15 protein-coding genes and 2 tRNA genes are annotated in these 14,004 nt (G+C 36.0%); 12 read left to right on the forward strand and 5 right to left on the reverse strand.

Annotated elements, in window-relative coordinates; genetic code table 11:
* Positions 1-34 precede the first annotated feature (34 nt).
* The gene (tgt, locus tag P176_RS0102255; protein ID WP_026753173.1) at positions 35-1,165 is read right to left on the reverse strand and encodes a tRNA guanosine(34) transglycosylase Tgt; all 1,131 of its coding nucleotides are present in this window, start codon (positions 1,163-1,165) and stop codon (positions 35-37) included.
* 234 nt (positions 1,166-1,399) lie between these two features.
* Here tgt and P176_RS0102265 point away from each other — a divergent pair, with 234 nt between their 5' ends.
* The 3 genes from P176_RS0102265 (at position 1,400) to P176_RS0102275 (ending at position 4,047) form a co-directional block, all read left to right on the forward strand.
* Positions 1,400-2,245: a transketolase gene (locus tag P176_RS0102265; protein ID WP_026753174.1), complete on the forward strand. Its 846-nt coding sequence runs from the start codon at positions 1,400-1,402 to the stop codon at positions 2,243-2,245.
* Between the two features lie 93 nt (positions 2,246-2,338).
* Complete coding sequence (locus P176_RS0102270; RefSeq protein ID WP_026753175.1) at positions 2,339-3,295, forward strand: transketolase family protein; 957 nt, start codon at positions 2,339-2,341, stop codon at positions 3,293-3,295.
* A gap of 125 nt (positions 3,296-3,420) precedes the next feature.
* Complete coding sequence (locus tag P176_RS0102275) at positions 3,421-4,047, forward strand: outer membrane beta-barrel protein (RefSeq protein ID WP_081820660.1); 627 nt, start codon at positions 3,421-3,423, stop codon at positions 4,045-4,047.
* 77 nt (positions 4,048-4,124) lie between these two features.
* On the opposite strand, the gene P176_RS0102280 is transcribed toward P176_RS0102275, so the two are convergent.
* The gene (locus P176_RS0102280) at positions 4,125-5,063 is read right to left on the reverse strand and encodes an FKBP-type peptidyl-prolyl cis-trans isomerase (RefSeq protein ID WP_156032938.1); all 939 of its coding nucleotides are present in this window, start codon (positions 5,061-5,063) and stop codon (positions 4,125-4,127) included.
* Between the two features lie 144 nt (positions 5,064-5,207).
* Here P176_RS0102280 and P176_RS0102285 point away from each other — a divergent pair, with 144 nt between their 5' ends.
* Positions 5,208-5,579 (forward strand): RNA-binding S4 domain-containing protein, encoded by a 372-nt coding sequence (locus P176_RS0102285; protein ID WP_026753178.1) that lies wholly within the window; start codon positions 5,208-5,210, stop codon positions 5,577-5,579.
* A gap of 61 nt (positions 5,580-5,640) precedes the next feature.
* The gene (locus P176_RS0102290) at positions 5,641-6,135 is read left to right on the forward strand and encodes a phosphoribosyltransferase family protein (protein WP_026753179.1); all 495 of its coding nucleotides are present in this window, start codon (positions 5,641-5,643) and stop codon (positions 6,133-6,135) included.
* Here P176_RS0102290 and P176_RS0102295 read toward each other — a convergent pair.
* A complete protein-coding gene (locus P176_RS0102295; RefSeq protein WP_026753180.1) occupies positions 6,127-6,645 on the reverse strand; it encodes a shikimate kinase in 519 nt (172 codons plus the stop codon). The two genes, P176_RS0102290 and P176_RS0102295, sit on opposite strands and share 9 nt — an antisense overlap.
* 128 nt (positions 6,646-6,773) lie before the next feature.
* Here P176_RS0102295 and P176_RS0102300 point away from each other — a divergent pair.
* Positions 6,774-6,846 (forward strand) — tRNA-Lys (locus P176_RS0102300).
* A 131-nt stretch (positions 6,847-6,977) separates the two neighbouring features.
* Here the strand turns inward: P176_RS0102300 and P176_RS0102305 are convergent.
* A complete protein-coding gene (locus tag P176_RS0102305; protein WP_026753181.1) occupies positions 6,978-8,063 on the reverse strand; it encodes a Gfo/Idh/MocA family protein in 1,086 nt (361 codons plus the stop codon).
* 108 nt (positions 8,064-8,171) lie between these two features.
* Between P176_RS0102305 and P176_RS0102310 the strand changes: the two genes are divergently transcribed.
* The 6 genes from P176_RS0102310 (at position 8,172) to P176_RS0102335 (ending at position 13,328) form a co-directional block, all read left to right on the forward strand.
* Positions 8,172-8,257, forward strand: a tRNA-Leu gene (locus tag P176_RS0102310).
* Positions 8,258-8,455: 198 nt separating this feature from the next.
* On the forward strand, positions 8,456-9,355 hold the full coding sequence (locus P176_RS0102315; RefSeq protein WP_026753182.1) for a MerR family transcriptional regulator: 900 nt from the start codon (positions 8,456-8,458) through the stop codon (positions 9,353-9,355).
* Positions 9,356-9,407: 52 nt separating this feature from the next.
* Positions 9,408-10,871, forward strand: coding sequence for an NAD(P)/FAD-dependent oxidoreductase (locus tag P176_RS0102320; RefSeq protein WP_026753183.1), 1,464 nt, complete (start codon positions 9,408-9,410; stop codon positions 10,869-10,871).
* Position 10,872: 1 nt separating this feature from the next.
* Entirely contained in the window at positions 10,873-11,712 is an 840-nt protein-coding gene (locus P176_RS0102325) for a phytoene/squalene synthase family protein (protein WP_026753184.1), read from the forward strand.
* Between the two features lie 5 nt (positions 11,713-11,717).
* Positions 11,718-12,167 carry a sterol desaturase family protein gene (locus P176_RS0102330; RefSeq protein WP_026753185.1) on the forward strand — a complete coding sequence of 150 codons (450 nt, stop codon included), beginning with the start codon at positions 11,718-11,720 and terminating at the stop codon, positions 12,165-12,167.
* Positions 12,168-12,179: 12 nt separating this feature from the next.
* A complete protein-coding gene (locus P176_RS0102335; protein ID WP_026753186.1) occupies positions 12,180-13,328 on the forward strand; it encodes a lycopene cyclase family protein in 1,149 nt (382 codons plus the stop codon).
* Here P176_RS0102335 and P176_RS0102340 read toward each other — a convergent pair.
* On the reverse strand, positions 13,325-13,891 hold the full coding sequence (locus tag P176_RS0102340; RefSeq protein WP_037348642.1) for a TlpA disulfide reductase family protein: 567 nt from the start codon (positions 13,889-13,891) through the stop codon (positions 13,325-13,327). The two genes, P176_RS0102335 and P176_RS0102340, sit on opposite strands and share 4 nt — an antisense overlap.
* Between the last annotated feature and the right edge of the window lie 113 nt (positions 13,892-14,004).

Raw genomic sequence — 14,004 nt, forward strand, 5'->3', positions numbered from 1 at the left:
TTTCTTATTTCCTTTATTCTAAAATAGCAACCGGTTAGAGTCTCTTGTCCATTTGTTTTACCATTTTTTCCTTCCAAGTTCTAAAATCGCCTGCGATAATATGCTTTCTCGCTTCTCGAACCAGCCACATGTAAAAGCCCAAATTATGAATGGTCGCAATTTGCTTTCCTAACAATTCATTTACTGTAAATAGGTGCCTTAAATAGGCTTTGGAATATTCCGTATCAACAAAGGTGATGCCCATTTCATCAACAGGCGAAAAATCATCGGCCCATTTCAAGTTCTTGATATTTATGGTACCGTTAGCGGTAAATAACATTCCATTTCTTGCATTTCTCGTGGGCATGACACAATCAAACATATCTACTCCAAGAGCAATGTTCTCCAAGATATTTATTGGAGTGCCAACACCCATGAGGTATCTGGGTTTTTCCTCTGGTAGAATATCACAGACCACTTCTGTCATGCCATACATTTCTTCCGCAGGTTCTCCAACAGACAAGCCGCCAATAGCATTCCCCTCTGCTCCAGCATTGGCAATATATTCTGCAGATTGTTTTCTTAAGTCTTTATAAGTACTCCCTTGCACGATTGGAAAAAACGTTTGATCGTAATCGTATTTCAAAGGTGTTTTCTTTAGATGTGCCATACAACGCTCTAACCACCGGTGCGTCATGTGCATGGAGCGCTTGGCATAATTATAATCACAAGGATAGGGTGTACATTCATCAAATGCCATGATGATATCTGCACCAATACTGCGCTGAATTTCCATTACATTTTCTGGGGTAAACACGTGATAGCTCCCGTCTATATGGGATTTAAATTTAACTCCCTCCTCTTTAATTTTCCTATTGTCTGATAGTGAGTATACTTGATATCCTCCAGAATCGGTTAAAATATTTCGGTCCCAATTCATAAATTTATGCAAGCCGCCTGCTTTCTCCAATATTGGAGTTTGGGGTCTCAAAAATAAATGATAGGTATTACCAAGTATGATATCAGGATTGATATCATTTTTAAGTTCGCGTTGATGTACTCCTTTTACTGAAGCCACCGTGCCAACAGGCATAAAAATAGGGGTTTCAATGGTACCGTGATCGGTGGTAATTTCACCTGCCCTTGCTTTTGTTTGGGCATCACTGGCCTTAAGTTTAAAATTCATAAATAGTGAAGGTCTTGGGGCAAATATAAATAACTCTCTTGTTTATGCTCTTAAACATTTGGTAAAATTCCTTAGCAGAATTTTGAGTGTTCGTTTTATTTTCAGTCAGCATTCTGTTTTTCTCAAAAATTGTTAGCAACTGACTTTATTTCGTTGATAAGTGCAGCATCTGGGTTTTTGATTCAGATAATGAAACCTTTATTTTTGCCACTTAAAATCACTCACAATCGCAACATGCCAAACATTCAAAAATTAGAAGATTTAACCACACAAGTACGTAGAGACATCCTGCGAATGGTTCATAAAGTTAATTCTGGCCATCCTGGAGGCTCATTAGGTTGTGCTGAATTTATAGTAACCCTTTATCAAGAAATTCTAGAAAGAAATGGTGGTTTTGATATGGATGGTATAGGAGAAGATTTATTTTTCCTTTCAAACGGACATATTTCCCCTGTGTTCTATAGCGTTTTAGCAAGATCTGGTTATTTCCCAGTAGAAGAATTAAGTACGTTTAGAATTATAGATTCCCGTTTACAGGGTCATCCTACCACTCATGAAGGCCTTCCGGGTATTCGAGTGGCTTCGGGCTCTTTGGGTCAAGGATTTTCGGTAGCCCTAGGTGCTGCTCAAACTAAAAAGCTAAATAAAGACAAACATCTCATATATAGCTTGCACGGAGACGGCGAGTTACAAGAAGGACAAAATTGGGAAGCCATTATGTATGCGGCTGGAAACAATGTAGATAATATCATTTCTACCATTGATCTTAACGGCCAACAAATTGATGGTCCAACTGATGTGGTTTTACCTATGGGTAACCTTAAAGCCAAATTTGAAGCTTTCGGTTGGATTGTTGTAGAAATTATCCAAGGCAATACCATTGAAGAGATATTAAAAGGAATGGCTTTAGCAAAATCTAAAACTGGGCAAGGCAAACCTGTATGCGTATTATTAAAAACAGTTATGGGTAATGGTGTTGATTTTATGATGCACACGCACGCTTGGCATGGAAAAGCTCCAAACGATGACCAATTAGAAGTTGGTTTGGCACAAAATGAAGAAACTTTAGGAGATTACTAAAATTCTCAATCCCTCTTGTTCAAAACTATTAATCAAACGTTATTTACCAATCAAAAGAAATAACACAAATATATCCGTTTTAGCGGGCACAGCATGAAAACATATACCAACACAGGAAGTAAGGATACGCGTTCAGGATTTGGAGCTGGACTTACAGAATTAGGAAAAACAAACGAAAACGTCGTTGCACTTTGTGCCGATTTAATTGGTTCTTTAAAAATGGACGATTTTAAAGCCAACCATCCAGAACGCTTTTTTCAAGTAGGTATTGCAGAAGCAAACATGATTGGTTTGGCTGCCGGGATGACTATTGGCGGTAAAATTCCTTTTACAGGAACTTTTGCCAATTTTTCTACAGGTCGTGTTTATGATCAAATTCGTCAAAGTGTAGCGTATTCCGGTAAAAATGTAAAAATCTGTGCATCGCACGCTGGCCTAACTTTAGGAGAAGATGGCGCAACACATCAAATTCTCGAAGATATTGGATTAATGAAAATGCTTCCGGGTATGACGGTAATCAATACTTGTGATTACAATCAAACCAAAGCAGCAACCATTGCCATTGCAGATTATGACGGACCAGTATATTTGCGTTTTGGACGACCAAAGGTAGCAAATTTCACAGCAGAAGATCAAACCTTTGAGATTGGTAAAGCGGTACTTTTAACAGAAGGAACCGATGTTACTATTGTTGCCACTGGACATCTCGTTTGGGAAGCTTTAGAAGCAGCAAAAACCTTAAATGAAAAAGGTGTTTCTGCGGAAGTCATTAATATCCACACCATAAAACCCTTAGATGATAAAGCCATCTTAGATTCTGTCGCCAAAACAAAATGTATTGTTACAGCAGAAGAGCATAATTTCTTAGGAGGTTTAGGTGAAAGCATTGCAAGAGTATTAGCGCAACACTTACCAACGCCACAGGAATTTGTAGCCACTAAAGATACTTTTGGTGAATCTGGAACTCCAGCTCAGCTTATGGATAAATATGGTTTAAATGCAGAAGCTATTACCAAGGCGGCTGAAAACGTCATAAGACGTAAAAAATAAAGGCTGTATCTATTGCAATTATTTAAAACCGCTATATTTCAACTAAAATTTCCGATAGAAAAGAAATAATTTTCGTTTGGCAACGTTTTTGATATTCAACATCAAAATCAGAAAAAACGAACATTATGAACATTTCAAAAAGATTTAAGTCAAAAACCAACATCTCTAAGACGGTCTTGACCATGGCAGTCTTTTCGCTCTTATGCTTCAGCATAAATGCACAAGAAGGAAGTGCTTTTGGGATCAAAGGCGGACTTAACTATGGTGCCAATGGAGATTATTTTGAATCCATAGGCAGCAATGCAAAACATCCAGATCGAAATATTGGATATCATTTAGGTGTCTTCGGAAAAATTGGCGATCGCTTTTATTTTAGACCTGAACTTGTATACACGAGCATGAAGAGTGATTACGATAGTGACGTGTTTACAACCCAAAAATTAGATGCACCGTTATTAGTTGGCGTAAAGGTTATTGGTCCCTTATCAGTTTTTGGAGGCCCGTCTTTGCAATATATTTTAAATAATGAGTTTGATGGCATAGACATCGATAACGTTGAAAACGACTTTTCAGTAGGATTAAATTTCGGTATCGGTCTTAGCCTAGGAAAATTGGGTCTTGACTTGCGTTATGAAAGAGGCTATAGTGAAAATGAAGCCACCTTTATTGGAAATAATTTAGGTGAAGACGTTTCAAGTCGAGTCGATACAAGACCAGATCAATTGATCTTGAGCTTATCCTTAGCCTTATAAGGCATTTCATTTTGAACATAAAAAAAGCTGCCTGAATATCAGGCAGCTTTTTTTATGACACTAATTTTCAATAAGATTTAATCTTGATTAGATTCTGTGGATTCAGGATCTAAATAATTTGGAATTCCGTTATTATTTGTATCATCATTTGTAGGGTCACCATCTCCATCAATATCCTCAAATAAGGTAAATACACCATCACCATCATCATCAGTATCTACATAATCTGGTAAACCATCGCCATCAGAATCATCATCAAAAACGTTGCTGTTTTCATTAATATCCTCTAAATGAGAAAGAACCCCATCGCCATCATGATCATTAACCGTAGAGTCATACAATTCAAATTTAAAAATCAAATTGGTATATGTATATGGAACTTCGCTAAAATACGCTAAACCTGAAGGGATAAACATCACTCCCAAACCATAATTTTCGTAAGAAAATGTGCCGTCTTCATTTAGAGTACTACCGCCCTCTGCTGTTCCAAAACTCGGTATAACAATTCTCCAAGCAGGTATGAGTCTAACGAGATCTAAAGGCATATCGGCATTAACCGTATTGTCAAATACTTCGCCGTCTAACAAAATTCCTGAATAATTAATTTTAATATTATCACTAAAATTTGGATTTTCTCCTCCCCCTTCATTAAGTCTAAGTACATAATACTCATATTCTGTCTCTGCAAAAGTTGTTGTATTCGTTTCTAAAAGAGGTGAGTCTATCAGCAATGTATTGTTTTCAGGATCCGGTAACGATAAATAATTACCACTGTCATCTTTAGGTAATTCCGTCAACACGATGTCACTAGTCGAATAATTACCAGGAACGTCAAAAGTTGATGAGTTGTAATAATGCGTCTCCAAATAACCTATTAATGAATCACGGTCTGCGATTTGCTGTTCTGTTCTATCTCTTGGCGGTAAAAAAACCAAATCACCATCATCATCTTTCTTGCAAGATGACAAACAACTTAAAACTACAATTGCAAAAATGTAAACTACATTTAACTTCATAAATTTATTTTTTTTTCATAGCGACCTCTATTAGATGGAACTGCCATTTCCGAAGTCAGCTTTATTGCTTAATTTTGTCAGGCAAGATACAATAATATAATATTTTTGGGTTAAACAATTAACGCCAATTTCACACTAAATCATATGCGTGTAGACAAATTTCTTTGGTGCGTGAGGTACTTTAAAACCAGAAGTATTGCCACTGCTGCATGTAAAAAAGGACATATTAAAGTCAACGGACAATCGGTAAAACCCAGTAGAGAAGTTTATGCTACTGATAAAGTTGAAGTTCGAAAAAACCAAGTGAACTACCAACTCACTGTCAATGATACGCCTCCAAATCGGGTTGGAGCAAAATTGGTGGATATTTATATCACCGATACCACTCCAAAAGAAGCTTTTGAAGCTCAAGATCTATTAAAATATTCTAAGGATTATTATCGTAAAAAAGGAACCGGACGCCCAACTAAAAAAGACCGTCGTGATATAGACGGTTTTTACGATGAGCCCGAATAGCAGCTTTATATTATTAGGCCCAACAAAACTCTCAGTACCTTTCATCTTTTAAAAAACCATTATGGAAAACACGATACTCACGCATATTGAAATAAAACATAAGATCAGACGTATTGCCTACCAAATCTACGAAAGCAACGTAGAAGAGACAGAAATTATATTGGCAGGAATTGAATCTAATGGTTTTATACTGGCTAAAAAGCTAAAAGACGATCTCGATAAAATCTCAGGTATCAAATCGATATTATGTAGTGTTATTGTCAACAAGAAAAACCCCTTAGATAAGATAAGCACCTCAATCCCTCCCGCAGAGTATGAAAACAAATCTGTGATTTTGGTAGATGATGTACTTAATTCTGGTGGAACACTTATCTATGGTGTTAAGCACTTTTTAGATGTGCCTTTAAAGCAATTTAAAACGGCGGTTTTAGTAAACCGAAATCATAAAAAATATCCAATAAAGGCAGATTTCAAAGGCATCTCTTTATCAACTTCCTTAAATGAGCATGTGGAAGTTGTGCTTAAAGGAAAAGCATATAGCGCTTTTTTAAAATAATAACGTTATGATGTCTTCGGCTATTTGATCTGGTGTTTTATGATCTGTCACGACACTAAAATCAGATTGCAAATAAAATTGCGAACGCTCAAAAAGATGTTTGCCTATAAATTCTTGAAATTCATCTAGATTATCTAAATGCGAAATCATGGGACGTTTTTTTCGTTCATTATAAAGTCTTTCTATCAATGTAGGTATTGCTGCTTTTAAATAAATGCTAGTGACCATATCACTCTTGTTTATAGTAGCCATGTTATTACCGTAACATGGCGTCCCCCCACCTAAAGAAATAATCGTATTTTTTCTATTTAAAAGCTCATACAAATAGTTTGCCTCTAATTTTCTAAAATAAATTTCACCTTTTTTTTCAAATAAAAAAGGAATAGAAATACCTTCCTTTTCTGATAAAAAAATATCGAAATCGATAAAATCAAAAGAAATTTTATCAGCAAGACATTGTCCCACAGAGGATTTCCCCGAACCCATATACCCTAATAAAACAATGGTCATAAACAACTTAGATTTTCATGATGGACACTACTTGAACATCGACTACAAAAAAACGAAAAAAATTACATTTTTTGGTTTGGAATATTAATTAAACCTTTTATATTTGCACCCCGTTAAGGAAACATTTTGACTTGGTAGCTCAGTTGGTAGAGCATCTCCCTTTTAAGGAGATGGTCCTGGGTTCGAGCCCCAGCCAAGTCACATCCTCAAAAAAAGTCAGAACTTAGGTTCTGACTTTTTTGTTTAATAATGCTTTTCTGAATTTAATTTTAAGATAAAAAAGAACTCCTAAAACAACAGTTGCAAAAGCCCTGTCGTTTAGTTTGCTCTCTCTAAATCATAACTTTTTTAGAGCCGTTTTTGGCAGATTCTAAAATAGCCTCTACAATTCTAATATCTTTTAAGCCCTCCTCTCCTGGCACCTTCATTTCACGACCTTCTATTATTGATAAGGCATCATCGTCCATTTGAATGGCTTGTTGATTACAATCACAAGCTTCTAACTGCTTACCATCTGAAGTAGTGCCGCTAACGCCTTGATAACTTTGGAAAGGTGATAAACTGTAAGATCCTTCAGCACAAGTTACGCCTAAGGTATTTATGCCACTAGCGTAAGTGACAAATCCATCTCCTTTGATACCATCCGGAAAATCAAAATCAAAATACGTGATTTCATTAGCGCCATTAATAAACAACTCTGGTCTTTTATTATCATGTCTGGCGGTTACCGATAGGGGTTCTAGACCCGACGCATAACGTAATGCATTAATTGGATAAACTCCCATATCATAAATCGCACCACCACCTTTTGATCCATCTAAACGCCATGCGCCTTCATTGCCAATCCTAAACCCCACGCTAGACTTTACTTTCTCTATTTCGCCATAAGGCTTTGTTTGGGACCACGCCATTATTTTTTGAGTGTTTTTTTCATGCTGCATTCGGTAACCAATAGCTAAACGCACCTTGTTTTGTTCACAAGCATTTATTATAGATCTACACTCCTTAACATTCATAGCCATAGGTTTCTCACAAAACACATGCTTACCTGCATTCGCCGCGATAATAGCATATTTAGCATGTAAAAATGTTGGAGTAACAATATATATTACATCAATATCAGGATTACTAGCTACCTTATGCATGGTGTCATAATTATAAATATTAGCATCTTTTATACCATACTTCTTCTTCCATTGAGGCACCTTTTCTGGACTTCCAGTCACAATACCTCTAAGTTCTATATGCTCAGTTTGCTGAAGTGCTGGAGTGAGTTGGTGAGTACTATAGCTTCCCAACCCCACAAGTGCAACTCCTAATTTTTTTGAACTAAAAGGCGCTATCAATTTATGATAGGGCAACATCGATGCTGCTAAAGCGATTGCTGATTTCTCTATAAAACCCCTTCTGTTAATCATACTTTTTTTCTTAAAGTTAAAAAATAACCCAGCAATCGTCATTACTTTTCTAAAATATCTATATTTGCACCCTCAAATAACTTGGAAACAAGTGTTCTTAATTTTAATGCGCACGTGGCGGAATTGGTAGACGCGCTGGCTTGAGGGGCCAGTGACCGTTTTAGGTCGTGGAAGTTCGAGTCTTCTCGTGCGCACTTTAATTGATAGATCTAGCCTTCAAAAATAGTCTACAATCCAAATCCCTTCTACAAAATAGCTATAGTTTCTGTAAACTCAGTCTCCTAAACAAGTTCTTCTTTATCGATAAAACGTCCTTAATGCACAGATAATAGAAGCTTTTCTGTTTTACGATGAAAAAAAGTTTATTTTTGTTTAATCTTCTTTTGTCGAAAATGAACAATATAAAAAATAGCTTTAGCATAAAGGATCTCGAAAACCTTACTGGGGTTAAAGCACATACCATCCGAATTTGGGAAAAGCGCTATGATTTGCTCGAACCAGAACGCACCGATACCAACATTCGTACTTACGACTTAGAGAATCTTCAAAAGCTTCTTAACGTCAGTTATCTTAATGCAAATGGTTTTAAAATATCGAAGATCGCAGAAATGGATCACGATGAAATATGTGAAGTGGTTAAGAAAACCGCTGAAAAAGATATCACACACAACCATGCCATTAGTACTTTTAAGCTGGCAATGCTCAATTTTGATCAAAAGCTTTTTTATGAGACCTATGCCGGGTTAGAAAAAGAAAAAGGGTTTATCAACATATTTTATGATGATTTCATGCCACTCATGTCTGAAATTGGACTTCTTTGGCAAACAGATACCATTACTCCTGCCCATGAGCATTTTTTAACCACTTTGATTCGTCAAAAGTTATTGGTCAACACCGAAATTATTCAGAGTCAGAATAACATCACAAAGCATCAAACCTTTGTATTATACCTGCCAGATAATGAAGTGCATGAGTTAGGTTTAATGCTTCTTAATTATGAAATCATCTCAAGAGGATACCATTGTATCTTTTTAGGTCAAAGCGTGCCCATTAATAGCTTAGAGGATTTATTGAATTATTATGACGACATTACCTTTGTCTCTTATTTTACGGTAAAGCCCGAAAAAGATAAAATTTCTGATTACATCAACGAATTTGAGGTTAAAATACTCGAAAACAAAAACATGCGATTATGGTTATTAGGTCGTATGCTCAGCGAAATAGATGTAACTTCTCTTCATAAACAAATTACAGCCTTTGAATCAATAAAAGGTTTAGTTAAAAAATTATAAAATTTCAATTTTAAGTTAAATTTGTTTAGCTTTTGTTTAAATTTGTTAAACAATGAAAAACACAGTTGGTATTATTGGTTCTGGATTTTCCTCTTTATCTGCTGCTTGCTATTTAGCACAGCAGGGAAACGAAGTCACTATTTTTGAAAAGAACGAAACTACCGGTGGCCGATGCAGACAATTAAAAAAAGAAGGCTTCACATTCGATATGGGGCCCAGTTGGTATTGGATGCCAGATATTTTTGAGAAGTTTTTTAAAGACTTCGGAAAACAGGTCTCAGACTATTATCAACTCGACAAGCTAAGTCCTGCCTATAAAATATTCTTCGAAAAAGACACCATCACTATTGGCGATACACTTGATAAAATATGTGAAGAATTTGAACGTATCGAAGCAGGAAGTTCTAAGCCATTACGAGCGTTTATTGCTAAAGCCGCTACTAATTACGATATCGCCATCAATAAGGTGGTTCTCAAACCTGGAATTTCGCCTTTTGAGTTAGTGACCAAGGATACCATAACTCGTGTTGATCAATTTTTTAAAACAATAAGCTCTGAGGTTAGAAAAAACTTCAAAAACCCTAAGCTCATCTCTACCTTGGAGTTTCCGGTGCTTTTCTTAGGTGCCAAACCTAACAATACGCCTGCGTTTTACAGTTTTATGAATTATGCAGATTTTGGTCTTGGTACTTGGCACCCGCAAGGAGGTATGTACGAAATTGTGAAGGCCATGACCGCCTTAGCAAAAAGTTTGGGAGTTAACATAAAGACCAATAGTTCTGTTAGCAAGATCAACATTGAGGATCAACGTGCAACCTCTATTGAAGTAGATGGTAAGGCATTTAATTTTGATGTCGTCTTAAGTGGTGCAGATTATCACCATTCTGAAACCTTAATTGATGAGAAATACAGACAGTACTCTGAAAAGTATTGGGATAGTAAAACCTTTGCGCCGTCATCGCTATTATTTTATGTAGGCTTTGATAAAAAGCTTTCTGGTGTTGAACATCATAATTTATTTTTTGACACAGATTTTGAAGCTCATGCTGAAGATATTTATGATCATCCAAAATGGCCGAAACAGCCATTATTCTACGCCAACTTTCCATCAATTACCGATGCCAGCATGGCACCTGAGGATTGCGAAACTGGCTTTTTTCTTATTCCTATAGCACCAGGAATTGAAGACAATGCTGCTTTAAGAGAGCGCTATTTTAATAAAATAATGACACGTTTTGAAAATTTAACTTCTCAAAGCGTCGAAAAAAATATTATATTTAAAGAGTCCTTTTGCCTAAAGGATTTTGTAGAAGTTTACAACTCTTACAAAGGCAATGCCTACGGCATGGCAAACACCTTAAGTCAGACTGCATTTTTAAGACCCAAATTAAAAAGTAAAAAGGTTAATAATTTGTATTTTACAGGGCAATTAACCGTTCCGGGACCCGGTGTTCCACCAGCGCTAATTTCAGGAAAGTTAGTAGCAGAACTCATAAAGAAATATCACAGCAAATAGTATGAAATCAATTTTTGATACCGTTTCCCATAAATGTAGTAAGACTGTAACAAGGTCTTATAGTACATCTTTTTCATTAGCCACTAAGATGCTCTCAGACTCAATTCGTCAAGATATTTATAATATCTACGGTTTTGTAAGGTTTGCAGATGAAATTGTGGATACCTTTCATGATTACGATAAAGCCTTTCTTTTTGAAAGCTTTAGTACAGATCTTGAAATGGCTTTAGAACATAAAATCAGTTTAAATCCTATTTTAAACTCTTTTCAAGAGACGTATCATAAATATGATATTGATAAACATTTGGTAGATGCATTTATGAAGAGCATGAGAACAGATCTTCACAAAAGCACCTACCTTACCGACGAAGATTACAAACAGTATATTTACGGCTCTGCAGATGTGGTTGGGTTAATGTGTCTCAAGGTTTTTGTAAAAGGCGATCAAGAACGCTATAACGACCTTAAGGATTCTGCTATGAGTTTGGGATCTGCCTTTCAAAAAGTAAACTTTTTAAGAGATTTAAAAGCTGATTTTGAAGATTTAAGCCGCACTTATTTTCCTAATACTGATCTCAACCAATTGGATGAGGCTTCAAAACAAGCCATTATAGATGATATAGAGCACGATTTTGCCGAAGGATTAAAAGGCATCAAAAGGTTACCTATAGAAGCCAAATTTGGCGTATTTATGGCGTATCGCTATTATAGTCAATTGCTCAAAAAATTAAAGAAAACACCGGCCTTAGAGATAAAATCAACCAGAATTAGAGTACCCAACTACAAGAAATTTGAGCTTCTCACCAGAAGCTATGTAAAATATCAACTTAATTTAATGTAACGTTTATGCATACCGTATTTTGGATTCTTATCTTTTTAGGTGTCTTTAGTTTTATGGAATTTATGGCTTGGTTTACTCATAAGTACATCATGCATGGTTTTTTATGGAATTTACATAAAGACCACCATCACAAAGACCATAAAAATTGGTTTGAACGCAATGACGCTTTTTTTATATTCTATGCCATCGTAAGTATGGTCTGCTTTTATCTGTGGAGCTATGAGGACATCTGGTTCACCCTCCCAATAGGTTTAGGCATCATGGCTTATGGCGCTACTTACTTTTTAGTGCACGATATCTTTATACACCAGCGCTTTAAGTTATTTAGAAATGCGAACAATTGGTACGCTAAAGGTGTAAGAAGAGCACACAAAATGCATCACAAACATTTAGGTAAAGATGATGGTGAGTGTTACGGAATGCTCTTCGTTCCGTTCAAGTATTTCAAAAAGTAGGCTCTTTTTCATATGTCGCATCCCTCTAATCATTTTGATTACATCATTATTGGTAATGGTCTTGCAGGGTTTCAGCTGGCATTAAAAATGGCGCAAGACCCTTTCTTCAGTCAGCACGATATAGCACTTATAGATGCTTCGGAAAAATTAGAAAACGACAAGTCTTGGTCTTTTTGGGAAAAAAGCTCTGGATTATGGGACGATATCGTTCATAAAACCTGGCAGAAAGCCAACATCAAGACCTCAGAAAAAGAGATTAACCTTAATCTCAATCCCTATACTTATAAGACGATTCAATCCATTGATTTTTATAATTTCGCCAAAGGGATTCTATCACAGCAGTCTAATTTCAGTTTTATTATAGAAGAAGTACAATCTGTAAAAGATCAAGTCTCTCCAGAAGTACATACCTTACATCATGTGTTTACCGCAGATCATGTGTTTGACAGCAGGATTCCAACCAGTTATTTTTCCGAAGAGAATGGCGCCATCAATATACTACAGCATTTTAAAGGTATATTTATTACGACGGAAACACCACGTTTTGATCCTACTGAATTCACTATGATGGATTACCGAATTAAAGATGGTAATCAAACCACGTTTACCTATGTCCTACCTTTTTCGGAAACCAAAGCCTTAGTCGAGTTCACCTATTTCACTTCGGAAACGGTCTCAGAAACCACGTATGACCAATATATTGAACGATATATTTCTGAGGTTTTAGGTATTAAAAAGTATAGAATTGAAGAAACAGAAACCGGTATCATCCCAATGACCAGCTTTGATTTTGATCGGTTTTCTACTGCAAACATCACTAAAATAGGTACCGCAGGTGGCTGGGTTAAAGCGTCAACTGGATATTCATTTAAGCATACCGAAAAAAAAGTAACCCAAATTCTTGAAAATATCAAAGTAGGGCAAGTACCTTCTCACGCACTATCCGCTTCAAAATACAAGTTGTATGATAAGATATTTCTCAAGGTTCTTCAAGATGATAATGATAGAGGAGAATGGATTTTTCAACAGTTTTATGACAAAAATAAGGTACAAACCATGTTCCGGTTTTTGGATGAGGAGTCTACCTTTCTTGAAGAACTAAAAATTATGTGGTCTTTATTTTCATGGCAATTTATCAAAGCATTTTTCAAAACGCTTTAGCGTATCAAACCGTCAATAATATCTCGCATCTGTTGACTGTCCCAATTTGCAACTCCCGAATGATCTAAAACGATAGTCCCAAACCTGTCAACAACAAAGGTTCTCGGAATGGACGAAACATTAAATTCTTTTGGGGGATTGGTCATTGGCCGATAATATGGAAGCGCGTACCCTTTTTTCTTCATAAATGCTTCTACGATCTCTGTTTCTTCTTGTGAAGCAAAGATAAAAACCACCGCATTATTATCTTTATAGTGCTCATATAGCTTTTCAAAGCTTGACATTTCAGCAATACATGGCGGACACCAAGTTGCCCAAAAATTGATCACCATTACTTTTCCTTCAGAAAGGTGTATGTCTTTTCCATTAACATCCTTTAATTTCCAATCATAATGTGAGAGCAATTTTTGATCTCCCACTGATAAGATAGAAGGTTGTACAACACTGGATAAGCCTTTCTGAAGTAAGATTTGAATGGGCATCCTTGTTTGAGGAATAATCATAATCAAAATGATGATCACAAAAATGCTGTTTACAATAATTTGTTTTCTTGATCTAGCCATAGGATAAAAAATAATTCAAGAACACTTCTCATAAATATTTAAAAGCGATCCTTCAACTCTAAAAAAAAAGCGCCTGATATATAAATATCAAGCGCTTTTTAATCTATTTATAA

The organism is Sediminibacter sp. Hel_I_10, assembly GCF_000688335.1.
GTDB lineage: Bacteria > Bacteroidota > Bacteroidia > Flavobacteriales > Flavobacteriaceae > Psychroserpens.